Origin of the sequence: Pseudoalteromonas sp. TAE56, assembly GCF_000497955.1 — a bacterium.
Taxonomy (GTDB): domain Bacteria; phylum Pseudomonadota; class Gammaproteobacteria; order Enterobacterales; family Alteromonadaceae; genus Pseudoalteromonas.
The window spans coordinates 68,628-91,917 of sequence record NZ_AUTN01000157.1; the positions used below are offsets into that span (position 1 = coordinate 68,628).

Below are 23,290 nucleotides of genomic sequence, written 5' to 3' on the forward strand. Positions count from 1 at the left end.
GCAACTGTTAATTTAAGTGCGAGCTTTAATTTTTTCTGCACGTTATTTATGCATTATTTACACAGTAACATCCCTTGGTTTGTGTAATTAAGAGGTTTGAGTTAAAACCTGCAGCTAAATTAGTGACCACAGTTTCAACAAAACCACTTCCCTGAGCACAAGCTAATCCTTCGGAGAGCGGCCCTGCATAAACAAATTCACCCGATTTGTTAATAATAACAGCAGCAGGCGTTGCCGGAATAATGTGTTTAAGAATTGGTGTTAATTCAACTTCCACAATCTTCATGCCTTTATTCGTAGCAAAAGAAGTTAGCGATGAAATATGTGGCTTAGCCTGTATAGTACACCCGCAGTTTTTTTCTGTTATAAGCACTAAAGACGGCTCACCACTATCAATCCAATCCAATTGCTTTTTAAAATTACTAAACCAATGTTTTTGCATTAAAATTTTTGAGCTATCAAACGGTTTAAGCTGCTCTAATTGAAAATAAACTAACCCTGCAACAACACAAATAAGCCATGTAGCTATAAGCGAAAATACGAAAGAGTTAGATTTATTTAAACTTGGCAATGCTTTGCTCTAACACATCAATACTGACATCGATTAACTGCACCTTAGCGGTTAACTGCTGCACTATTTGCGTATCTTGGTACTGATTTTGTCGCATAGTATCAGTACTGCTCGCTATTAATTCAGTATTACCTGCCTGCTCAGCTACAACTTGCGCAACTGAATCAGAACTTGAAGATACTGCGGCTATTTGCTCGCTCATTGCTGAAATATTTTCTTTCATTGCAGCACTAATACTTGTTAAATCAACTACAAAATTCACACACTGACTCATTGATTGTGTTGACGTTTTACTATTATTAACAAGATCTTTTAATGTTAGACTAATTTTATCTGTTGTTGCTTTACTATGGTTAGCCAAAGATCTTACCTCATCAGCAACAACAGCAAAGCCTCGACCATGTTCGCCTGCACGGGCAGCTTCAATAGCTGCATTTAAAGCAAGTAAGTTTGTTTGCTCAGCAATACCTGATATCTCATTTAGAAGACCTGAAATAACATCACCCGCAGCCACTAAGAGGTTTATTTTTTCTTCAGTATGGTTAAGTAGTGTTAATAGCTCTCTACTTTTAGCATCTGTTTGAAGAACTTCTTTTAATGCGTCGCTCGCAGCTTGTGTAATGTGGTCGACTTGACGCTTTAGCACCTCACTTTCTTCTTCTACAAGTTTAAAACCATTAGCAACTTGAGCGCCAGAATTAGCAATATCATCAGTTTGTTGTGTACGCTGCACTGCACCACCCGCCAACTGATCATGAACATGTATAAGCTCTTGTGAGTTTTTTTGCAGTGATTCAGATTGAGTTTGTACCTGCTTAATAACATCCGATAAGTAATCTAGTAACGTGTTAAAACCTGCTACAGCTTCACTTTTAGTATCATCAGCGCGAAGAGAGAGTTTTATGTTTTCAGGGTCTTTCATTATTTGCTCTGTTGCATAACTTAAAGACAGAGCTGCACGACGTTCGCGTTGCAACATTATGGCAATGTAGCCTGCAACTAACACTTCAACTATTGCGTATCCAGCATGAATAAGCACCGTAGTAAAAGCAAGCCTGTCAGGATCAAATACATAAAATCCTGTATTTTGAGTTTGTAAATAATAAAAAGACAAATGATGAACTGCCACGAATACAATTGCAGTAATAAACACTCGCCACTGTACAAAAACAATTAACATGGGCATTAAAATAAATATTTCAAAATGGACTTCAATCAACCCAAAAGTTTGTTGTATGTGCAAAAAAGAAAACATCATTATGGCTGCAGCTATCACATGCGGGGTAACAGGGCTGTCCCCTTGTGTGTTTAAAAGCCATATAGGTAATAAACACAATGGCAAACCTATCATAAAAGCCTGCGCTAATGTGTCGAAATACAAGCCAATAGCGATAGACTCGACAAACAAAAGACTGAAAATAATTGTAAATAACCGGCCAATACTAGACATAAAAACCTTAAAATTGTTGTTTGCATTGTTGTTTTATAAAGCAGTCTGCAATATACGTGTAAAAACGAGTTTCAGTTCACTGAACACAATAATAAACTACCGACACACCAAAAAGTAATACATTTGATTTACATTATATACATGTGGTCTACTTAATTATAGGCAGTATTTTTTTAAACGTAGGCGTTGCTGCTTTTTTTGTCCATTGAAAAATAACAATTTCAGCGCATGAAATTACCGCACCCGCTTGGCGTAATTGCTCAACTGCCAAGTTTTTATGTTGCGGATTTCTCGAGCCAATACCATCGTGTACGACAATAACCTCAAAACCATTTTCTATTAAATCTAAGCATGTTTGTAAAACACACACATGCGCTTCAGTGCCCACAACAACAACCTGCTTTTTATCATGGCTTTTTAACTTATCAATAAAGCCAAGCTCTGCACATGCACTAAAGTACGTTTTATGAAAATACATAGCATTAGGTAATGTATTTTTAATTTGCTGATTAGTCGCGCCCAACCCTTTGACATATTGCTCAGTTATTAAGACCGGGACGTCGTGAATAATACCTGCCTGCGCTAACTGCAATGTACTTTTTAAAATATTCGGAAAATCTTTAATTGCAGGAGCAAGCAACTCTTGTAAGTCTATTATTAATAATACGCTGTTTTTTACATCAATATTAGATAAAACCACTATACTCTCCTCATGAACATTAACTGTTATCTATTTAGATTAGCTCACTATTTGAAAATAGAACTTTTAACTTTACGTATATTATTTGTAATTAAAAAATAAAAACTTATGCTATATTTACTATCTAGCTAAGTATCATCCTATCCTCCACTGAGAGTGTTTATAAGTGCGTTTGAGCAAAGTTTTTTTTCCTATCACCATTATTTTTTTACTATGCATTCAATGTACTTTTGCATCACAGAACTATGCTCAACAATTACAACGTATTTCTACTGACGAAGGTCTCTCGCAAAGTTACGTTTTGCAGACACAAGAAGACGAAATTGGCTATATTTGGATAGCTACCCAACAAGGTTTAAATCGCTTTGACGGGTATAAAGTAAAAACTTTTAATGGTGGCTTTGGCTTAGATAAACACTATATTTATGCGTTATTTAAAGCCGAAGACGGAAAGATTATCGTTTCAACTGATCTTTCTGGTGCGTTTATAATAGATCCCCTCACTTTAAAAACCGAAAAAATCTATTCAGGTCAAATAGATAAAGAACAAAAGATGTTTTCTCCAATCTCCGCGATGACCCAAAAACAAAATACTTTTTACTTCGCCATAGATGGTCAAATATATACATTTGATGAGACGAGCAAACGCTTTGCACTTAAACTAGCACTACCAAATGAAGGTGACTACATTAGGTCATTAACGATATATAAAAACACTTTATATATTGGTACAAATGATGGCTTATACACGGCAAATATAGATAATTCAGAACTTGTAAAAATCTCTCTTCATCCCCCTGAAAAAAATACGATAGATAATGTAAACGTCAAATTCTTAAGTGTTGATAATGAATTAGGATTACTTGTTGGTACTGTTGAAGGCATGTATCAATTAGCATTCGATAATAACAAAAATATATCTGCAGCAAATATTACAACGTTAATCCCTGATTATAATATATGGGATTATGCCAATACTGTTTACGGGGAGTTTGTAGCAACCGAAAGTGGATTGTTTAGTTATCACCGTGAAACCAAAGAACTAGAGTTCATATTAAATTATGAAAAAAGTAAGTTTAATATTAGTGAAAACTCAATCAACGACCTAATGATTGATAAATCGGGTGTACTTTGGCTAGCTTCTAGAACCCAAGGAGTGTTTACTTGGCCAGTCAAAACTCAACGGTTTAAACATATTTTTTTACCTGGGAATAATACTGTTCATGCTGCCTATCAAGATAAAAATAATATTATATGGCTAGGGACCGAAGATGGTATTGCGCGCTACGACCAAGTTACAAATAAAAGTAAAGTATATTTAAGCTCGACCGACTCAAAAGCTATATATGGAGCATCTGCCGTTTATGATATTTTTCCGTCTTCAATTGGCGATAATCAATTCCTTTGGCTTGTTACTTTCAACGGGTTCAAACTTTTTGATAAGCAAACAGGTAAAGTTATTGAAAACCAAGACATAGAGAATGATGTAATTAACCGATCAAACTTATTTGGCTTTTCCCAATTATCTGCAGACACATATGCATTTATGTCTGATGATAACTTTTATCTTTTTAATGAAACAACCGGAAAAACAAGAATTATTAAGGGACTCAAAGAGCAAGTCGACCCTTTATTTTCTTACGCTTTTTATAAACACCTCGACACACATCCTGAAGAGTTTGTGCTTGGTACATCAAAAAGTTTTTTTAGGTACAACGAAAAAACGAAAACTTTAACGACTATATTTCAGTCTTTTAACCCTAAAGAAGATATTTTTTACACTGTAGAAAACTTTTACTTAGACTCAAAACGGAATACTTTATGGTTGGCAACCACCCAGGAAGGCTTAATTGGTGTTGACCCAGTTACTTATGAGAGAAAACACTACATAGGATTAAAAAATTCATTTAATACTGACTCTATCTATTCATTACTTCCTGATCAAAATGGTTTTTTATGGGCAAGTACCGACAATGGTTTATACCAAATAAACCTAGATACACTCATTGTGGTGAGTTATTCAGTAAAGGACGGATTGAATATAAACCAATTTACTCCTATAGCTGCAACAACGTTAAATGATGACAGGCTAATTTTTGGCAGCAATGTCGGAGCTTTACTCTTTGACCCTCTAGACTTTGATGAAGAAGAGTTATTTAAAAAAAATAATGTAGCGATTACCGATATAAATCTTTTTACCAAAGAGCTCAATTATTACCCTCATCAATATCTTAGCCAACCACTTGAGCTCAGTTATGAAGATATGGGGTTGACGGTTAGTTTTTCTAACTTTTCTTACCCCAATATAGACAAAGCGTATTATAAAGTTACCCTTTTAGGGCCAACGTCTCTTACATATGAAGACTTACAATCTAATCAAGTGTTTTTCACAAAGCTCCAACCGGGTAGTTACTCACTAAAAATATCAGCACATAATCGTGATGGTATTGTTACAAGCGAACCAGCCACGCTTAACATCAACGTAGCTTACGCTCCATGGAAGTCGCCCTTTGCTATTGCCGCCTATATAGCCTTAATACTAGCCGTATTGTTTTTTATTTTTTGGCAATACCGCAGCCGCCAAGTTGCAATAGAACAAGCTCATAGAGCGACTATTCATTCGCAAAAGCAAACAGAGCTCGCGCTTAAAAATAACAAAAGTGGCGTGTGGGATTATAATTTTAAAGATGCTTCCGTAAGCACGCTCAGAGGAATTGAATTAGGCTATACAGGCTTGCCTGTACGCGTACACATAGAACAATTTTTGGCGCTAATACACCCTGATGATCGACGTCGTTTTGAAAACCAATGGGAAAACTACTTCAAATACAAAAAACAACAAAACTGGCAAGCAACCTATCGCTTACAGCACAAAGATGGCCATTGGTTATGGTATCAAGATACAGGTCAAGTTATATATGATCCTCAAACAAATGAGCCGTTATATGTTTCTGGCATATATACTAATATCACAGCGCAACGTGCTAACGAGCAACAAGCAAAAATTTTAGGTGAAGCGTTCAGCCAAATAAATGACTGGCTCCTTATACTCGATAAACATTTAATGCCATTTTCTGCAAACAACAGTTTTATTGAAACATTTTCAAATGAAAAAGTAGCCACTAAAATTAGTCCTAAATTGTTCATAAAAGCGATTGGTAAAGATAAGTGTAAAGAGTTTGCTGGTATTTTAAAAAAATTAAAACCGACAGAAAACTGGCAAAGTGATGCTTATATAAAAACAGCAAGAAATAACGAACATCCAATTCATATAAGTGCCACAGCAGTTACAAAAGATACTGCAAGTTACTATGTGGTGGTTATTACAGATTTAACCGAGCAAAAACGTGCTGAAAACGAATTGCGCTATTTGGCTAACTTTGATCCTCTAACGCATCTCCCAAATCGTAGTTTAATGTATCAAAACATTGAAAAAGCGATTAAATATGCCGATGAAAGTAATACACAATGCGCATTATTATTTATTGATTTAGATAAGTTTAAACCTGTTAATGACTCTTTTGGCCACGCAGTTGGCGATAAGCTCTTGTGTAATATTACCCAAAGAGTGAACGGTATGCTCGGCGCAAACGCAAAACTTGGCCGACAAAGTGGTGATGAATTTTTAGTGCTGGTTCAAAATATAAAATCGCTTCAGTCTCTTCGCGATACAGTAAGAAAAATTAGTAATGAGTTAGCCAATAAAGTAATTATTGAAGACTTCTCTATTAATATTTCAGCCAGTATTGGCGTTGCTTTATACCCATTCGATGCTGTAACCACCGATTTACTTATCCGTAATGCCGATGTAGCCATGATGCACGCTAAACAAGGCGGTAGAAACGACTTTAAGTTTTTTAGCGATGAAATGAATGAGCTGATAAAACAAAAGTTACTGCTCGAAAATGATTTAAAAGATGCAGTGAAAGACAACCGATTTTTTAATCACTATCAGCCTATCATCGACATAGAAGAAAAAACGATAAATGGCGTGGAGTTACTCATGCGCTGGAACAATCAAGGACAGTTAGTATCTCCTGCACTTTTTATTCCTGTCGCAGAGGAAACCGGTTTAATAGAACTCCTTACTGAGCAAGCATTGCAACGAGCTCTTATTGAACTTGCACCTATACTCAGCGAAAACCCATTGTTTTACATATCTTTAAACTTATCGCCTAAACACATTTTAAAAACAAACATAACCCAAAGGTTAATGTCTATATTAGCGGACTCTGAAGTTCATCCAAGACAATTAAGACTTGAAATAACAGAGAGTATTTTACTAGAAGATAAACTCAAAGCAGCCAAGCAGCTACATAACTTAAAAGCTGCTGGCTTTAAATTACTACTTGACGATTTTGGTACAGGTTACTCGTCACTCACCTATTTGAGCCAATTTCCTATTAATGTTATTAAAATAGATCAAAGCTTTGTAAACAGTATTGGTATAGATAAAGGTGATGAGTCAATTATTAAGACCATTCTTTCATTGGCCGAAAACCTAGATCTTTACTGTATTGCAGAAGGAGTAGAAACGCGCGAACAGATGAACTTTTTAGCTGGAGTTGGATGCAATGTACTGCAAGGTTACTACTTTGCAAGGCCAATGGATGCTAAAGACTTACGTAAAAGCGATTGTTTTAGCAATATCATTGATTTGATTTAAAACATTAAAAGCGTGCTAATCAGTTTTACACGCTTTTATATTAATTTGTATTAATGAATGTGATGGCATTCGTGGCTTTCAATTTGTAATACACTATTGTGTACATTAAATTTTTCAGCTAACAGTTGTTCTACTTTCATACGACATGCTTCATCGTGTTTTTCAATAGTACAATGTTCTTTAAGGACAACGTGTGCGCCTACTACTACACCCTTATATTTTCGCGTGACAGTGACGTTATGGACATTGTGAACATGCTCCATATCTGTAATCTCACTTTCAATATCTGCTACTTTAGGGAGTTTGGCCTTATTTAAGCGTAAACCTTTTATACAACTAATAATGACCTTAACACCGGTAAACAACACGAAAGAGGCGATTAACATGCTCGATAAAATATCGATAACAACCCAGCCCGTAAAATATATAAGAATACCAGCCACAAATGTCGATACTGTCGAAATCAAATCAAAGAATGAATGTAAAAATACCGCGTAAACATTAATACTCGCTTTGCGGCCTTTATATAAAACCCATGCAGCAGCACCATGAAACAAAAAACCAATAGCAGCAATAACCGACATTAAATAACTATTAATAGCCAGCTCATTTCCTTCATGCTGGTGTATATAGCGCTCACCACCTTCATACAAAATAATTAAACTTATTGCTAGATATAAAAACCCGTTCACCAGACCGCCTAGAAGCTCAGCTCTTTGATGACCATCGTTATAGGTTTTAGCAAAATGAATAGCGAGACTTGATGCAATCAGTGCGATGAATAACGAACTATTGTGAACAAACAAATGCCCCGCATCGGCAAGTACAGCAAGCGAATTAGAATAATAAGCACCTATAACCTGAATTACCATAAACGAACACGTAATTGCTAGCGCAATAAGTAACCGACGACGAGAAGCTTGATGTGTAGTGATTTCTGTCATGAAATGCTTGAATAACCTATACTTAAAGTGCAAATAAGCCAAAGATGGCTTAGAGTAGAAAGGGTAATGATATACAGTATCAATTATAATACGTACTGCCCTCAAACGCACTAAAAACTTAGTAAATCAAAAAAAATGTGCTAATAATTAGTAGGTAAAAACAATAAAAATACAATAGATAACAATTTAATTGTGGCTTAAGCACATGGAGAGTTAAGTGAGTAATAACCGATCAGATGAAATGTGGCAAAACATGAAGTTACTGCCATTTTGTATATTACTTTATGATGCCAATGAAGATATATTCAAAGTTAACAGTCAGGCACTGAGTTTATTTGACTTAGAAGAGCAACCACATTTTAAAAAAAACGATTTTGCACATATCACTTTAACCAATCACCACAGTAAAAAAGAACTGTTAATCGAAGATCTATTCTTAGACTATTTTACAGCAAATAATCAATGCCAGTTTGCTTTATCAAAACAAACATCTAAATTACTACTCAATGTAAAATTTGCAAAATTACCTAACTCACATTCAATTATTATCATTGATATATTAAATAACAATGTCGAAGAACAATATGATTTTGATAATATTATTTCGAACATATCAACTGACTTAATTGATATTCAAAACGACGACGTTGATAAGCATATCAACTATGCATTAAAAGCTATTGGTACCGTATGCCACGCAGATAGAAGTTATTTATTTAAGTTTGCCGAGGACGGTAAAACAATAAATAACACTCACGAATGGGTCAATAACGATATACAAGCATTTAAAGACGACTTACAGGACCTTCCAAAAAGTGATCTCCCTTATTTTTTTACTTTAATGGCCCGTACTCACTTATTTAGAGTTAACGATGTAACGTTGTTACCTATTCAAGCAACGAGCGAAAAAATAATTTTTCAGCGACAAAAAATAAAATCAGTACTTTGCATCGGGTTACGTTATGACAAAGAGCTCGTTGGCTTTATAGGCTGTGATTGCGTTGTTCAAAAGAGAAACTGGACTGATTTAGACCTTATTCGCCTAAGGTTAGTAGGTGAAATGCTTGCTAATGCTTTCAAAAATTTAAATTACAAGCAAGAGCTACAAAAAACTCAGCAGCAACTCATTAATGCCAACCATAAACTCAACAAACAAGTTAATACTGATGGCCTTACAAACATTGCTAACAGACGCTGTTTTGATCAAACTTTAAAATGCGAAATTAAGCGCGGCGCACGTAATAGAGAACCCATTAGTTTAATAATGTGTGATATTGATTTTTTTAAGCGTTATAACGATAACTACGGGCATCAGCTCGGTGACGAAGTGTTAAAACAAGTTGCCAAAGCGCTGCATGATCTTTGTAAACGTGAAGGTGATTTAGCCGCTCGTTTCGGTGGTGAAGAATTTGCGATAATTTTACCTGCAGTCGACACAGATCATTGTCAAAGGTTTGCTGTTCTTATTCAGGAAAAAATCGCAGAACTCGCAATTGAACATAATTTTTCAAGTGCTAGTAATTACCTCTCTTTGAGTATTGGATTTTATAGCCTTATACCCAATCAAAAAACAACACCTAAAGAAGTAATAAATAACGCCGACATAGCCCTTTATAACGCAAAAGAAACAGGCAGAAATAAAATAGCCAGTTTTAAAAAATAACTATATGAATCTAAAAAATAATTTGATGATTAACCGAGCGCTTTGGTAAATACCAATTAACGAAAAAAGATAGCCTTTACCTTATTATTCTATTTATAGATAAAACTTCAGCTAATCGAAGCTTAAAAGAATAACCTCACTATCATGGTAATCAGCACATGTACTGAGATTACAGTAAAACGGGCGGCTCAAACTGCCCGTTTTTTATGCCTGAGATTTGAAATACAGCGCCTTGTTCACTAGCAGTATTATTAATCGTTTCATCAAATGCCGATGTTACAAGTAAAAACTCAGCATTTTCACCACCAAATGCAGTGCATGTCGGTTTTATTGCACAAAGCTTGATTGTTTTAGTTAGCTCACCGCCTGGGGATAAACATATAACACACCCCATTCCCCACACAGCTAGCCACAAATTACCTAATTGGTCGGTCACGCAGCCATCGGGGTCAACATTAGTATTATTAAATTGATAAAAAACACGTGGCTCAGAGCAAGGTTCGCCAGTTTGCTCATCCAAATCTAATACATAAATACAACTCGTTAAAGAGTCGCAGTAATAACCGCGTAAACGTGGCTTATCAAAGCACAATCCATTTGGGATACTCAAACCACTTACAACGACTTTAAGCTGGCGTTTATAATAACGGTATATTTTACCATCAGCTTTTTTAGCATTTACGTCCATTGTACTTAACCAAAAGCCACCCCATGGATCAGCGCGGCCGTCGTTTGAACGCCTATTTAGCTCTGTATTTTCAATATTAAAAATAAGATGGCGAGTGCTCGAATTAATATGGTATTTGTATAAACCTGTACTTGTACCTAGCAACAAGTGCTGCTCATCAATCCACGCTATTGCACTGAGTGTATCGGGCATATTAATTGTTTTTAGTTGGCTTTCGCTGTGTATTTTTTTGCTTAAAAGTAATTTTTTATTTATGTCGACCCAAAAAAAAGTATTCAGCATAGGGTGCCAAAGAGGACTTTCTGCAAGCTGATTCTGTGTGCTTTCAAAAATGGTTACGCTAGGGTCAAACATAAATACTTATTCTTTATTATTAACAAAGCCTTGTAACCCAAACCTTACCAGAAAACAGTTGATTTCGCGATCTGTACCTGGCTTTAATTTATTAACACGCCCTAGTGACTGCAAAATCAATATCATTGCACCACCGGCTAATTTTAAAGTTGGGCGTACCACTAAAAAGTTTGAAATACTTAATAGTGGTTACAACATGGGAGTTAATACTGCAAAGGCCTTTTCAGCTAAATAGCTGCATTATTTAACCTAATAATTGCGGTGCTTTACCTGCAATAACTGCGGTTAGTAAACCAGCTAACATAGCTCCCACAACGGTGCATATTGCACCGCCTAAAATACCGTAAACACTCATAAAACATATCAGCGCTAAACCAAATAGCAGTGTACTTAAAAATGTTTTAACCAATAATGTAAGTGTGTTTTTGCGTATATTGAGCATCATTAATAGTAAACTCACCATCGCAATTGTAATTAGTAGCTCGTTCATGCGGGTTGTACCTCAACTTGTAATTTTTGTGTGTTTTTTATTTTTAAGGCACCAAACATACACCCGAAACCCACCACCATAAAACTTATATCTACTACCGCAACAAGCGAGCTATTAAGGTTAATAACATTGCTCACGCCAAATAGGATGTTAAGTGGCAGCACCAAAGCAAGCGAAGCACCGCATAGTAAAAGAGTCAGCTTGAAATAGTTTTTATAATCTATGGGTAATACACTTAAGAGTAACCATGCCAACCACGTATAAAAAAACACGGGTCCAAAAAAGCTATTTTGCGCCACACCAATAACGGTATAATTAAGTACAACTTGCACAGGAAATAGCAAAAAGCTTGCTAATACCAAACCTCCACAACTGCCAATAATAAAGCGATTCCAGCGTGCATATGCCTGCATACTCAGTGAAGGACTACTGCCACGTGTACGCTTTGCTAGCCACATCATCATGCCCGAAATAGGTAAAAGCGCAGTACTTAAACCAAGTAATACCCAAAGCAGTTTGACAAACACCCCTGCAAAGTTTCCAAAGTGCAGCGGAAACATCAGCTCAATTATTTTTATTGAAACACCTGAAATATCACCAAAACTACTCATCGACTGTACAAACTCACCATTGCCCTGATAATGCAGTAACTGAGAAGCAACAGCCTCGCCACCTAACAAACGCAAATATACCTGCGCATTCGCATCGTTATGCGCCATTATTGTGACATCTCTAATTATTGCTTCAGGGTAACGACTATGAGCATGCTCTAAAATAGTGTCTATTTTTGTAGGTTGCTTAATGTGGCTAACTACAGGCTCAGGAATAGCGGTAAACGTTTCTATTAACTTATCTTGATCGCCACCAAAGCTCACAAACGCAGCTGCTGGTAGTAAAATAATGGTCGCGAGCCCTAAAAATGATCCTGTAAAACCAATCACAATATTAAATACGCTGCCCCAAATACCTATAACCTTATGAGCATCGCTTACTGCAATATCTAACCCTTTATCTCGCCTAAACGTAAAGAGCTCTTTTATCAATTTGCGATGAATAAACAAGCCTGTCACTGCACTTACTAAAAGCGTTAAACCTAAAAACCCAGTGAGTATTAACCCAATTGGTCGCCCTAAATGCAAATCTGCATGAAATTCACCTATATAAGTTGGCGCATCCGTTTTTTTATTGGCGTAAAACTCTTTACTAGGCCCATAGTAAGTATTTTCCAGCGTCAACGTATCGGGATGAAATTGAAATACTCTGGCCACCTCTTGGTCGTAATTTTCATCGCCATGGTGAGATTCAAATACCAACGTTAACAAATGAAAGTTATGCCCACTTGGTAAAAACACATGAATGTTTTCGCCAAATTCACTAGGTACTTTTTTATGGTATTCGTTTACTAGTCGGTTAATTTGCGCGCTGGCAACGTATTGGCTAGATTGTAGTTCTGGATTAGCCCATATTTTTAACTCAGGTCGCGACAGAACTGCTAATGCGCCGCTAAATGCAACAATAAATAGCATTACCGCAGTAATAATTCCTACCCAGCTATGTAATAAAAATAGCTTTTTTAAAGTAATCGACTTCATCCCTGCCCCTGCGTTAACGCCCAAAAACTCAATAAACCATGTAATACACACAATGCAATCATGACTACAAAAGGTTGCCATACTTTTTGCGCTAAATACGCATAAATAAACAACGCAGTCCAAATAACAGGAAAGAGTAAAATAGGCAGTAATATTTGTTCATTCATTTGAAATGGTAAATAGGTTGTCATACCCGGGATCATTATTACCGCAGTAACTAGCGCTAATACACACGCAATTAAGTGCCTTCGCCGTGTAGCTGTAAACGTTTTTTTATTATTCATTATTCGCTCAGTAAATTTGCCCAAACATATACAAAACAGTATATGCAAATGATAACAATTGCCATTATATTGTGCATTTAATGTTTAATGCAATTTATTAAACAAATTAAGTCTAAAAACACTGTTGGTTTGCCTTAAGAGCTTTTATGCTACGCCTCGCAATTTAGGTACGCAGTAATGCGTCATTTCAGTTAAGCCGAGTTCGGGCTTTTTAATTTTTCAGGAAGCAGTAAACCGTGGATATAATTAACGCGATTATTTTAGGTATTATTGAAGGTATAACAGAATTTTTACCCATATCATCAACTGGGCACTTAATTGTAGCGTCAAAGTGGTTAGGCATTGAATCAACAGACGCTAACCTCGCCTTCGAAGTCATTATCCAACTTGCCGCCATTTTAGCGGTACTAGCCAACTATAAAGATAAGTTTAGCCCTAAACATTTCAATTTATGGGTGAAAGTTGCCATTGCATTTATTCCTTTGGGTATTATTGGTTTTATATTTAGTGATGTAATAAAAACACTGTTTAGCGTACCAGTAGTAGGTGTTATGTTTATTGTAGGCGGTGTGATTTTTTTACTATTAGAGCGCAATTATAAAGAGACTCACTGCACAACTACCGATGTAACCCAAGTTACTTATAAACAAGCTCTTTGGATTGGCGTAGCACAAGTATTTGCGTTAGTTCCTGGGACTAGTCGTGCTGGGAGTTCTATTGTTGGTGCCATGCTGTGTGGTTTAAACCGAAAAGCCAGCGCTGAATTTTCATTTTTACTTGGCTTACCTGTACTTGCAGCAGCCTCAGGCTACGACTTACTTAAACATTACCAACTGTTTAGCTTAGATGATCTAACTGCCCTTGCTGTGGGTTTTTTAACGTCTTTTATAGTCGCTTACTTTACTATTAAACTATTCATACGCTTTCTAGAAAATTTCACTTTTGTTAGTTTTGGTCTTTACCGAATCGTATTTGGTGTTATTTTATTAACTATAGCCTACACATAAGAGAACATTATGAGCGAAAAAATAAACGAAGAAGCACTCCACGCACTTAAAATAGCCTTTACTTACATGCCTAAAGCGATTGAAGTGACAAAGTATGAATATGGCGAGCGCTACCAAAGCGTACTTGATCACATTGAAGCTGTACGTGAAACGCTACTTATTAACGATGTAGACCCGGAAGAAGTTGGCGGCGATATAAATCCTGAGTACACACCAAACTCAACCTACTAAATATAAAACACTGAGCATTATATAATCATCATTACACTCAGCGTTATATTAATGCTCTATTATTCTACAAAACATAAGGTTATAAGTCTAAAGTGTACACATCAGTTTTAGTTATCATCGATAAAAACTGCTAAACTTACTTGGTAATTAATAAATATGCCTTTAATTGGCTTTTATATTGTATAAATTGAACAAAAGCTTACGGGGTGTTTTCTTTTGAATTTTTTAAGACGTTTTCACGATATAGTTTCGAATCAGTCGTTTGATTTTCAAACCAAAATCAATAAACTTTTAATCTTTGGATTAGAAGTATTAGAGCTAGAGCTAGGCATTATTAGTAAAGTAGATGAAAACAGTTATACCGTTTTATATGCCATAACCCCCGACAACTCACTTTTACCCGGTACTGTGTTTGACTTACAAGGTACATATTGTGTACATACGCTATCGGCTGGTTCCGCACTTGCTTTTCATAAAGCCTCTCAAAGCGCAATTGCAAACCACCCCTGTTATATAAACTTTCAGTTAGAGTCTTATATTGGCGCGCCAATAAAAATTGGTGATAAAATATTTGGTACCGTCAACTTTTCATCCGCAAAAGACTCTCTCGCTTTTAACGATGATGCTTACGACTACATCGAATTATTTGCGCAATGGCTAGGCTCGGAATTTGCTCGCGCACAAACTAAAGAACAACTCATAAAAAATAGTAATACCTTATTAAAGCTAGAGCACGTTGCAAATATAGGCACCTGGGAAGTTGATTTAATCTCTGACAAAATCACCTGGAGCGAACAAACATACCTCATACATGAAGTAGATGAACAATTTCAACCACAAATGAATTCTGCAATCGAGTTTTATAAAGAAGGCCCAAGTCGTGAAGGCATTACTCGCGCTGTAGAATTAGCCATAGAAAAAGGCAAAAAATGGAATTTAGAGCTAGAAGTAATAACCGCTAAAAATAAACACTTATGGGTGGCTACCTTTGGTGAGGCCGAATTTGATGAAGGTCGATGTGTCCGATTATTTGGCACCTGCCAAGATGTAACCGAGTCAGTCAAGCTTCGAGAAGAGCTTAAACAAAAGCAAGCTCAAGCAGAGCGCTTACTTGAAGACAGAAGCATGCTATTTGCTAAAATCAGCCACGAATTAAGAACCCCTCTTAACGGCATCACAGGCATGCTAACCACATTAATTGATGAACATAGTGAAGAAGTACGTGCTGAAAAAATAAAAATAGCACTTAGAAGTGCTGATATTTTGCTTAGTATTATTAATGAGGTGCTCGATTTTTCTAAAATTAATCATGGTGAGCTAAAGCTAGAGCCTACTGACTTTTTGTTAAAAACAATTTTTACCGATTTAACTTCTTTATACACACCACTATTTAAAAATACGCATGTAACGCTACAAGTAAATAATACAATTGATGATGACTGCTGGGCTTTTAGTGACAATACTCGACTAAGCCAGATTGTTTCTAATTTATTGAGTAATGCACTTAAATTTACTGAAAATGGTTCAGTTACACTAAACACCAGCCTTTCTAAAGTAAAAGCTAAGTTAAGTTTAAACATTGAAGTGTCTGATACAGGCCGCGGAATGAGTAAAGGCTTTTTAGAGTCACTGTTTTCTCCTTTTTCTCAAGAAGTAGATGCTAAAAATTCAAAAGGTGGCACAGGCCTTGGGCTTGCAATAGTAAAAGAGCTTGTTGAATATATGGGCGGCAAAATAAAGGTAAAAAGTACACCTAATAAAGGCACTACGTTTTTAGTAAATATTCCTATAGAGCCAGGTAAAGAGCAAAAACAAGAAAGCCTTAAATCAAACTTAGACACTAACGGCAGTGACTTATCTGTACTTGTTGTTGATGATAACGACATTAACAGATTAGTTTTACATGCCTCGCTAGATAAGTTGAATATTAAAGCAGACTCAGCCGTTGATGGCCAAGATGCAGTATTAAAATGTCGCCAAAAACATTATGACCTTATTTTTATGGACTGCGTAATGCCCATACTCGATGGATTTGAGGCAACAAAACAACTTAGAGCAGAAAAAATCTGTCCAGATGAAGAAACTTACATAGTGGCTTTAACAGCAAATACCTCATCACAAGACAAACTGGCCTGTAAACAAGCTGGCATGGATATGTTTATATCAAAACCTTTTAAGTTACCAATACTCGAAAAAGCAGTTATTAATGCGCTTGAGCATACGGCTAACGTTAGTTAACGTTTATAGTTAACTTATTGGTTAAATAAGGATATAAAATGAAAAGTATAATAAGAACAATACTATTTACGGTGCTTTGTTTAGCAATATTTAAAGGCGTTTCCACTGAGCAATGGGGGTCATCAATAACGGTAATTATCGTATCAGGCATATTGCTGTTAGTTACATTCATCAGTGCTAAGTCATCACGTGGATCATCCGCTTATACTGGCAGTGACTCATCAGTTTCCTCTAGCAGTAACTCATCGCACTCTCATACACATTGTAGCGGCGGTGATTCTGGCGGTGGGTGCGATTAAATCGTGTGCTAATTCTTAAGCATTAAAAAAGCCGCCTTTGGAGAAGGGCGGCTTGGGTTAACAAACAGCTATGGGTGTAGCCTTGCTGTTATATCAAGAGAGTTTTTACTAATTACATTAAGCAGCGCTTTGATCAGCTTCTTCAGAGTGGCGAATTAAATAATCAAATGCACCTAAACTTGCTGTTGCACCGCTGCCCATTGCAATAATAATTTGTTTAAACGGAGTATTGGTTGCATCCCCCGCGCCGTAAATGCCTGGTAATGAAGTTGCGCCTTTAGCATCAATCAGTATTTCACCAAATTTGCTTAATTCAAGGTCGCTATCTTTTAACCATTCCGTATTAGGTATTAAGCCTATTTGTACAAATATACCGGCAAGTTCAAGCTCTTTGCTCTCTCCCGACACTCTATCTGTGTACATTAAGCCAGTTACTTTTTTACCATCTCCAAGTACTTCGGTTGTTTGTGCACTTTTGATAATAGTAATATTAGCCATGCTTTTAGCTTTACGAATAAGCACTTCATCAGCACGTAATGTGTCTGCAAATTCAAGTACCGTAACGCTTTGCACAATATGAGCTAAATCGATTGCCGCTTCTATACCTGAATTACCACCGCCAATTACGGCAACAGGTTTACCTTTAAATAAAGGACCATCGCAATGTGGGCAATATGCCACACCATGGCCGCGATATTCTTGCTCCCCTGGTACGTTCATTTCGCGCCAACGTGCACCGGTGGCAAGTACGAGCGACTTAGCTTTAAGTACTGCGCCATTTTCTAGTGTAATTTCGTAGCCATTGTTATAGCCAAGTGCCGCTGCACGCTGATTATGCATTACATCTACATCGTATTCTTTAACGTGCTCTTCAAGCTGGGCAACCAACTTTGGCCCTTCTGTCGCCTTAATCGAAATAAAGTTTTCTATTGCTAATGTATCTGCAACTTGTCCACCAAACCTGTCGGCAACAATGCCTGTATTTAACCCTTTTCGTGCTGAGTAAATCGCAGCCGATGCGCCAGCAGGCCCGCCACCAATTACAAGTACATCAAATTTATCTTTTTTACTTAGCGATTCAGCTTGGCGCTGTGCCCCTTTGCTATCTACTTTATTGAGTATGTCGGTAAGGCTTAGTGCACCTTGGCTAAATGGTTCGCCATTTAAATATACAGCCGGTACAGCTAAAATATTTCGCTCTTCTACCTCACTTTGAAATAATGCGCCATCAATCATGGTCGCTTTAATATTGCTGTTTGTCGCTGCCATAGTATTAAGTGCTTGGACTACTTGCGGGCACGTTTGGCAACTTAAACTTATGTATATTTCAAAGTTGAGTTCTTGAGTGAGCGATTGTATTTGCTCAATGTCTTCGCTTTTAGCTTTACTTGCGTGTCCGCCAGTATGTAAAAGTGCTAACACTAAGCTTGTAAATTCGTGCCCCATTGGTACACCTGCAAACGTAATATGAGTGTTTTTAATAGGTGAATGTACAACCATCGACGGGCGACGCGCGCTTGTATCTGGGTTGTTTATTACCGTAAATTTATCGCTCAGTGAAGCTAAATCGTTCGCTAAGCTTTCTACCTCTGCTGATTTTTTGCTGTCATCCAAGGCAATAAGCAGCTCAACAGGTTGAGTAAGCGATTCAAAATGGCTTTTTAATTGATTTTTTATGTTGTTATCTAACATGGCTTAACCCTTTTAGGAAAATTTAAACAGCAAGCCTCCCATGCCAAATAATGCATGTGCTTAAACAAGTATATTGATATAGGAGGCACCAACAAACGGATGTTCGTTGATTTAAGGGCAGTTATCTGCCCTCATAGTAGGAATAAATCTATACTTAGATTTTACCAACTAGGTCTAGTGAAGGTGCAAGTGTGTCTTCACCTGGCTGCCAAGATGCAGGACAAACTTCACCGTCGTGAGTTGCAATGTATTGTGCAGCTTGTACTTTACGAACTAGTTCTTTAGCGCTACGGCCAATACCTAAATCGTGAGTTTCGATAATTTTAATTTCGCCTTCCGGGTTCATTACAAATGTTCCGCGAAGTGCTAAGCCTTCTTCTTCAATCATTACGCCAAAGCTACGAGTAATACGTCCTGTTGGGTCGCCAATCATTGGGTAAGTAATTTTACCAATTGTGTCTGACGTATCGTGCCATGCTTTATGAGTGAAGTGAGTGTCAGTAGATACTGAGTAAACTTCTACGCCCATCTCTTGAAGTTGTGCGTAATGATCTGCAACATCGCCAAGTTCAGTAGGACATACAAACGTAAAATCAGCTGGGTAAAAGAAGAAGATTGACCATTTACCTAGAACATCTTTTTCAGACAATTCTACAAAGTCACCGTTGTGGTAAGCGGTTGCATTGAATGGTTGTAATTTTGTATTGATTAATGAAGTGCTCATGGTATTTCCTCATCTATATTTAATGTATTTAAAAAGTAATCAACGCTTTCGTTTAAAACGACCTTCTGCGTTGGCTTGGTTAATACAATAAGGCTAATGAGAAATTAAATAAAATTGATTGTTTAGATTAAAACAATCGGTTTTTTGGATTGAACTATATAATCTCTTTTACCGTAAGCATTATTTGAATTGTAAACGCTGGCGAATTATTAAGATCGCTAATCGCAATACTGCTACAATAGCCGCGCTTCAAATAAGTCATTAAACATAAGGCACGCTGTAATGGAAAAATTTGTTAACCACATACAACTAGGTTACTTAGGCTTAATCCCGTTTTTAGGGTGTGTGGGTTGGCCGCTTATGTTTGGCAGTAATAGCCTTAACTTAGAGTTTTTTACTTTTTACAGTATTGGCATTTTAGCATTTATGTCAGGTAACTTGTGGCGTGCCGGAGAGCAAAGCTATAGCGATGCAATTAAAGCGGTATTACCTGTTATCCCAGTTCCATTTTTATCATTTTTACCTGTAGAGTGGGCACTGGCTTGGCTAGGTGCTAGTTTTTGGCTAGTACTTTTATTTGAAAAAGCCACGCCGCAATGGCAAACCTATCATAAAGATTATCAAAAAATGCGCTTTGTGCTGACCTCTGTTGTGTTTGTTTGTCACATCCTAACTATTGGTATGAGTATTTATCCTAAATAGCAGCTGTAAACTTAAATGTTGCACAGTAATAAGGTAATATCCGCGCACTGTTATTTGAGGACACACCATGATTGACCAATTACGCCAACAACTCGATGAACTTGGCGAAAACTACGTAGAAAAAAACGCGGCATTTAAAATCAAAGTGATCCCCTTTTTTTGTGCTATCCGCATAAAAAAAGATCATAAAAGTGAAGGTCGTTTGAGTTTTTATTCAAGTCAATTACTCGAAATTTTCTTGGTTGTCTTATTTTTGCTATTCGGTTTAATGCTTTACGATACAAATGCAGGATTTACCCACGGGCCTATTCATATTGCCTTTGCCATTTTAATTACCTTTAATCTTATTATTAAACAAATCGCCATTGAAGGGTTAAAAACCAGACTTGCGTTTCATCGTTTACTTGCAGCGCAGTCTCAAAAAAGTACGCCTGATGCCGATAACACACCAACTAAACCGCTTTAATTATGTATTTAAATCCTCAATGGCGAATACTCACCGTAGGCGATGGCGATTTATCTTTTTCGAACGCTATTTACACTCATCTATCGCCAAAAGCTTTGGTTGCATCCACTTACGATGACCAAACTACTATTGAGCAAAAGTATCAGCACAATGCACTTAGCAACCTAAAAGCGCATAACGTTGAGGTACTTAATAGTTTTGATATAACAAACCCCGCGTGTTGGCAAGCTCTAAGTAAAAGCCAGCACAGCTTTGATGTGGTTATTTTTCAGTTTCCGCTTATACCTGCGTTTGTTGGCCGTGAAGCATTTGAAAATAACACGCGCCAAACCAGTATGAACGTATTAAACCGCGCTTTACTACATCAATTTATTAAATATGCTAACGAATACGCGCTTGATAAAAATGGCCCAATGCTGTGCTACATCACTTCAAAGGATGTAAAACCTTATCGAGAATGGAATATAGAAGGGAGTTTAAATAACGGTTTAAACGCTGATTATTTAGGCCAAATCCCATTTGATATTAGTCATTTTGAAGGTTACAAAATTCGTAATGTTGACCGTGATAAACACGTAAAAGACACCAGCGGTATCACTTACGTTTTCAGCCAAAAAGGTATTAATACACACACTAGCGAATTAAGCTCACGCCTCACAAAGCCAGCATACTTAACACCAAACCACTGCCCTCTTTGCCGCGTTGGACCCTATATGGCAAGCGAGGACGAAATCAAGCATCTAAATGCTAAAAAGCATCAGCAAATGCTGCACCTTGAAAGCGATTGGCAACAATGGCTAAATGAATTTTATAGCTAATTAATAGCCCTACTAAAGTTGATTCAATTAAACATTTGCCTGTTTAATTAAATCAGCTGCTTTTTCAGAAATCGCAATTACAGGTGCATTTGTGTTGCCGGTAATAATGGTAGGCATAATCGACGCATCGACTACGCGTAAGTTACTTACCCCGTGTACTCGCAAATTAGTATCCACCACTGCCATTGGATCTTGCCCCATTTTACATGTACCAACTGGGTGATACTCGGTATCTGCCGTTTGGCGTATAAATTCAATTAACTGATCATCATTATTTATATCAAGCGGGTAGATCATTTTACCGCGTATGTTATCAAAAGCTTTACTTTGCATAATAGCGAGTGTTTTTTTAAGGCCAGCAATCATTACAGCTAAGTCGTCTGGGTGGCTTAAGTAATTAGGGTCAATAAGTGGAGCACTACGCGGGTTGCTGTCGGCTAATGTTATAGTACCTCGGCTTTTAGGGCGCATAATACTGCTGTGTATACTGTAACCATGCCCAGTGTGTAATTTACGACTATGATCGTCCACCAGCCCAATCACAAATTCTAGTTGCACATCGGGCGCTGGCGAGCCTTCAAATAATTGAATAAACGCGTGCGACTCTGCAAAGTTACTGGTTAATCGCCCTTCTCGCTTACTAAACCAGTTAATGCAGCCTTTAATAATGCTCGCAATACCAAGTGGGCTTATACCAAAGGTACCCTTATTTGTTTTTGATTTATAAAGTGGCACTACCGTTAAGTGATCTTGTAAATTAGCGCCAACGCCTTCAAGTACGTGCTCAACTTTAATGTTATGTGCGCTTAGCTGAGCTTTAGGGCCAATACCTGAAAGCATTAATACCTGCGGCGAATTAATAGCGCCAGCACTAAGTATTACCTCTTTTTTAGCACGTAAATTAATAACCTCTTTGTTACGCTCTATTTGCACGCCTTGCGCTATGTTATTGGTTATATTTATTTTATTAACGTGGCTATTGGTTAATACCGTTAAATTGGGGCGGTTTAAATGCGGTGTTAAATATGCTTTTGCTGCACTACAACGCTCGCCATTGTGCTGAGTTACCTGCGATAAACGCGCACCACTTTGCTCTTTGCCATTTATATCGTCGCTTAAATTAACGCCCTGCTCAGCACAGGCATTTAAAAAGTATTGGTTTATATTGCTTGGATTATTTAGCTCTTGTACATGTAGCGGGCCTTTTGTTCCGTGCAGCTCATTATTTATAAACGCTTTATTGTTCTCAGCTTTAATAAAGTACGGGAGTAAACTATCAAAATCCCAGCCTTCATTACCAAGCTGTGCCCAATTATCGTAATCGTACTTATTACCTCTTATATAAACCATTGCATTAGTCGAGCTCGACCCACCCAGCACTTTGCCACGCGGCACAAAACCACAGCGGTTATTAAGCTCTTTTTGTGGGACCGTATTGTAATGCCAGCTATTTATGCCATAAGGCACACTCGCTGCTATGCCTGCTGGCATTTGTACAAATACACTGTTATCACTACCGCCTGCTTCAATTAAGCACACACTTACATTTTTATCCTCAGACAATCGCGATGCCATAACGCAGCCGCCACTACCTGCGCCAATCACAATGTAATCAAATGTTGTATTGTTCATGGTGTACCTTAATAAAAGTGTTAAATGGCCTTAATAGTAATAGTGCATAGAAAAACCCAACAAAACTTGATATTTTTAG

20 protein-coding genes and 2 pseudogenes are annotated in these 23,290 nt (G+C 37.1%); 11 read left to right on the forward strand and 11 right to left on the reverse strand.

The features are described 5' to 3' along the window. Positions 1–46: 46 nt before the first annotated feature. The 3 genes from L656_RS0120240 to L656_RS0120250 form a co-directional block, all read right to left on the reverse strand. Positions 47–571: a DUF6436 domain-containing protein gene (locus L656_RS0120240; RefSeq protein ID WP_024600565.1), complete on the reverse strand. Its 525-nt coding sequence runs from the start codon at positions 569–571 to the stop codon at positions 47–49. Then, positions 555–2,021 (reverse strand): methyl-accepting chemotaxis protein, encoded by a 1,467-nt coding sequence (locus tag L656_RS0120245; RefSeq protein ID WP_024600566.1) that lies wholly within the window; start codon positions 2,019–2,021, stop codon positions 555–557. The genes L656_RS0120240 and L656_RS0120245 overlap by 17 nt, the downstream gene beginning before the upstream one ends. Positions 2,022–2,169: 148 nt before the next feature. Next, positions 2,170–2,721, reverse strand: a complete 552-nt coding sequence (locus L656_RS0120250) for an isochorismatase family protein (RefSeq protein ID WP_024600567.1) — start codon at positions 2,719–2,721, stop codon at positions 2,170–2,172. Between the two features lie 166 nt (positions 2,722–2,887). Here L656_RS0120250 and L656_RS0120255 point away from each other — a divergent pair, with 166 nt between their 5' ends. Beyond that, on the forward strand, positions 2,888–7,387 hold the full coding sequence (locus L656_RS0120255; protein ID WP_024600568.1) for an EAL domain-containing protein: 4,500 nt from the start codon (positions 2,888–2,890) through the stop codon (positions 7,385–7,387). Between the two features lie 50 nt (positions 7,388–7,437). Here L656_RS0120255 and L656_RS0120260 read toward each other — a convergent pair whose 3' ends face one another. After that, on the reverse strand, positions 7,438–8,331 hold the full coding sequence (locus L656_RS0120260) for a cation diffusion facilitator family transporter (RefSeq protein WP_024600569.1): 894 nt from the start codon (positions 8,329–8,331) through the stop codon (positions 7,438–7,440). A gap of 217 nt (positions 8,332–8,548) precedes the next feature. Here L656_RS0120260 and L656_RS0120265 point away from each other — a divergent pair, with 217 nt between their 5' ends. Beyond that, entirely contained in the window at positions 8,549–9,994 is a 1,446-nt protein-coding gene (locus tag L656_RS0120265) for a diguanylate cyclase domain-containing protein (RefSeq protein ID WP_024600570.1), read from the forward strand. Positions 9,995–10,023: 29 nt separating this feature from the next. After that, a pseudogene (locus tag L656_RS1000000123545) lies at positions 10,024–10,125 on the forward strand (paraslipin); the annotation flags it as partial. A gap of 38 nt (positions 10,126–10,163) precedes the next feature. Here L656_RS1000000123545 and L656_RS0120270 read toward each other — a convergent pair. Continuing rightward, entirely contained in the window at positions 10,164–11,036 is an 873-nt protein-coding gene (locus L656_RS0120270) for an SMP-30/gluconolactonase/LRE family protein (RefSeq protein ID WP_024600571.1), read from the reverse strand. A 100-nt stretch (positions 11,037–11,136) separates the two neighbouring features. Here L656_RS0120270 and L656_RS1000000123550 point away from each other — a divergent pair. Further along, positions 11,137–11,271, forward strand: a pseudogene (locus tag L656_RS1000000123550) (DUF6363 domain-containing protein); the annotation flags it as partial. Positions 11,272–11,280: 9 nt separating this feature from the next. Here the strand turns inward: L656_RS1000000123550 and L656_RS0120280 are convergent. From L656_RS0120280 to L656_RS0120290, 3 genes are read right to left on the reverse strand one after another with little or no spacing between them, the layout of a single operon-like run. Then, positions 11,281–11,526, reverse strand: a complete 246-nt coding sequence (locus L656_RS0120280) for a hypothetical protein (protein ID WP_024600572.1) — start codon at positions 11,524–11,526, stop codon at positions 11,281–11,283. Continuing rightward, positions 11,523–13,118 (reverse strand): PepSY-associated TM helix domain-containing protein, encoded by a 1,596-nt coding sequence (locus L656_RS0120285; protein ID WP_024600573.1) that lies wholly within the window; start codon positions 13,116–13,118, stop codon positions 11,523–11,525. Before L656_RS0120285 ends, L656_RS0120280 begins: the two co-directional genes overlap by 4 nt. Continuing rightward, the gene (locus L656_RS0120290; protein WP_024600574.1) at positions 13,115–13,402 is read right to left on the reverse strand and encodes a hypothetical protein; all 288 of its coding nucleotides are present in this window, start codon (positions 13,400–13,402) and stop codon (positions 13,115–13,117) included. Before L656_RS0120290 ends, L656_RS0120285 begins: the two co-directional genes overlap by 4 nt. A gap of 236 nt (positions 13,403–13,638) precedes the next feature. Between L656_RS0120290 and L656_RS0120295 the strand changes: the two genes are divergently transcribed. The 4 genes from L656_RS0120295 (at position 13,639) to L656_RS1000000122910 (ending at position 17,177) form a co-directional block, all read left to right on the forward strand. Beyond that, entirely contained in the window at positions 13,639–14,409 is a 771-nt protein-coding gene (locus L656_RS0120295; RefSeq protein ID WP_024600575.1) for an undecaprenyl-diphosphate phosphatase, read from the forward strand. Between the two features lie 9 nt (positions 14,410–14,418). After that, the gene (locus L656_RS0120300; RefSeq protein ID WP_007375621.1) at positions 14,419–14,640 is read left to right on the forward strand and encodes a hypothetical protein; all 222 of its coding nucleotides are present in this window, start codon (positions 14,419–14,421) and stop codon (positions 14,638–14,640) included. 216 nt (positions 14,641–14,856) lie between these two features. After that, positions 14,857–16,878, forward strand: a complete 2,022-nt coding sequence (locus L656_RS0120305; protein WP_024600576.1) for a hybrid sensor histidine kinase/response regulator — start codon at positions 14,857–14,859, stop codon at positions 16,876–16,878. Positions 16,879–16,916: 38 nt separating this feature from the next. Then, positions 16,917–17,177 carry a hypothetical protein gene (locus L656_RS1000000122910; protein ID WP_076915785.1) on the forward strand — a complete coding sequence of 87 codons (261 nt, stop codon included), beginning with the start codon at positions 16,917–16,919 and terminating at the stop codon, positions 17,175–17,177. A 117-nt stretch (positions 17,178–17,294) separates the two neighbouring features. Here the strand turns inward: L656_RS1000000122910 and ahpF are convergent, their stop codons facing one another. Further along, on the reverse strand, positions 17,295–18,869 hold the full coding sequence (ahpF, locus tag L656_RS0120315) for an alkyl hydroperoxide reductase subunit F (RefSeq protein WP_024600578.1): 1,575 nt from the start codon (positions 18,867–18,869) through the stop codon (positions 17,295–17,297). A gap of 154 nt (positions 18,870–19,023) precedes the next feature. Beyond that, positions 19,024–19,593 (reverse strand): alkyl hydroperoxide reductase subunit C, encoded by a 570-nt coding sequence (ahpC, locus tag L656_RS0120320; protein ID WP_008134426.1) that lies wholly within the window; start codon positions 19,591–19,593, stop codon positions 19,024–19,026. Between the two features lie 282 nt (positions 19,594–19,875). On the opposite strand from ahpC, the gene L656_RS0120325 reads away from it, so the two are divergent. The 3 genes from L656_RS0120325 to L656_RS0120335 all read left to right on the forward strand — a co-directional run bounded on the left by L656_RS0120325 (position 19,876) and on the right by L656_RS0120335 (position 21,579). Next, positions 19,876–20,295, forward strand: coding sequence for a DUF3429 domain-containing protein (locus L656_RS0120325; RefSeq protein WP_024600579.1), 420 nt, complete (start codon positions 19,876–19,878; stop codon positions 20,293–20,295). Between the two features lie 67 nt (positions 20,296–20,362). Then, on the forward strand, positions 20,363–20,761 hold the full coding sequence (locus L656_RS0120330; RefSeq protein WP_024600580.1) for a hypothetical protein: 399 nt from the start codon (positions 20,363–20,365) through the stop codon (positions 20,759–20,761). Between the two features lie 2 nt (positions 20,762–20,763). Beyond that, positions 20,764–21,579, forward strand: a complete 816-nt coding sequence (locus L656_RS0120335) for a class I SAM-dependent methyltransferase (RefSeq protein WP_024600581.1) — start codon at positions 20,764–20,766, stop codon at positions 21,577–21,579. Between the two features lie 27 nt (positions 21,580–21,606). Here the strand turns inward: L656_RS0120335 and L656_RS0120340 are convergent, their stop codons facing one another. Further along, positions 21,607–23,211, reverse strand: coding sequence for a GMC family oxidoreductase (locus L656_RS0120340; protein WP_024600582.1), 1,605 nt, complete (start codon positions 23,209–23,211; stop codon positions 21,607–21,609). Positions 23,212–23,290: the final 79 nt, after the last annotated feature.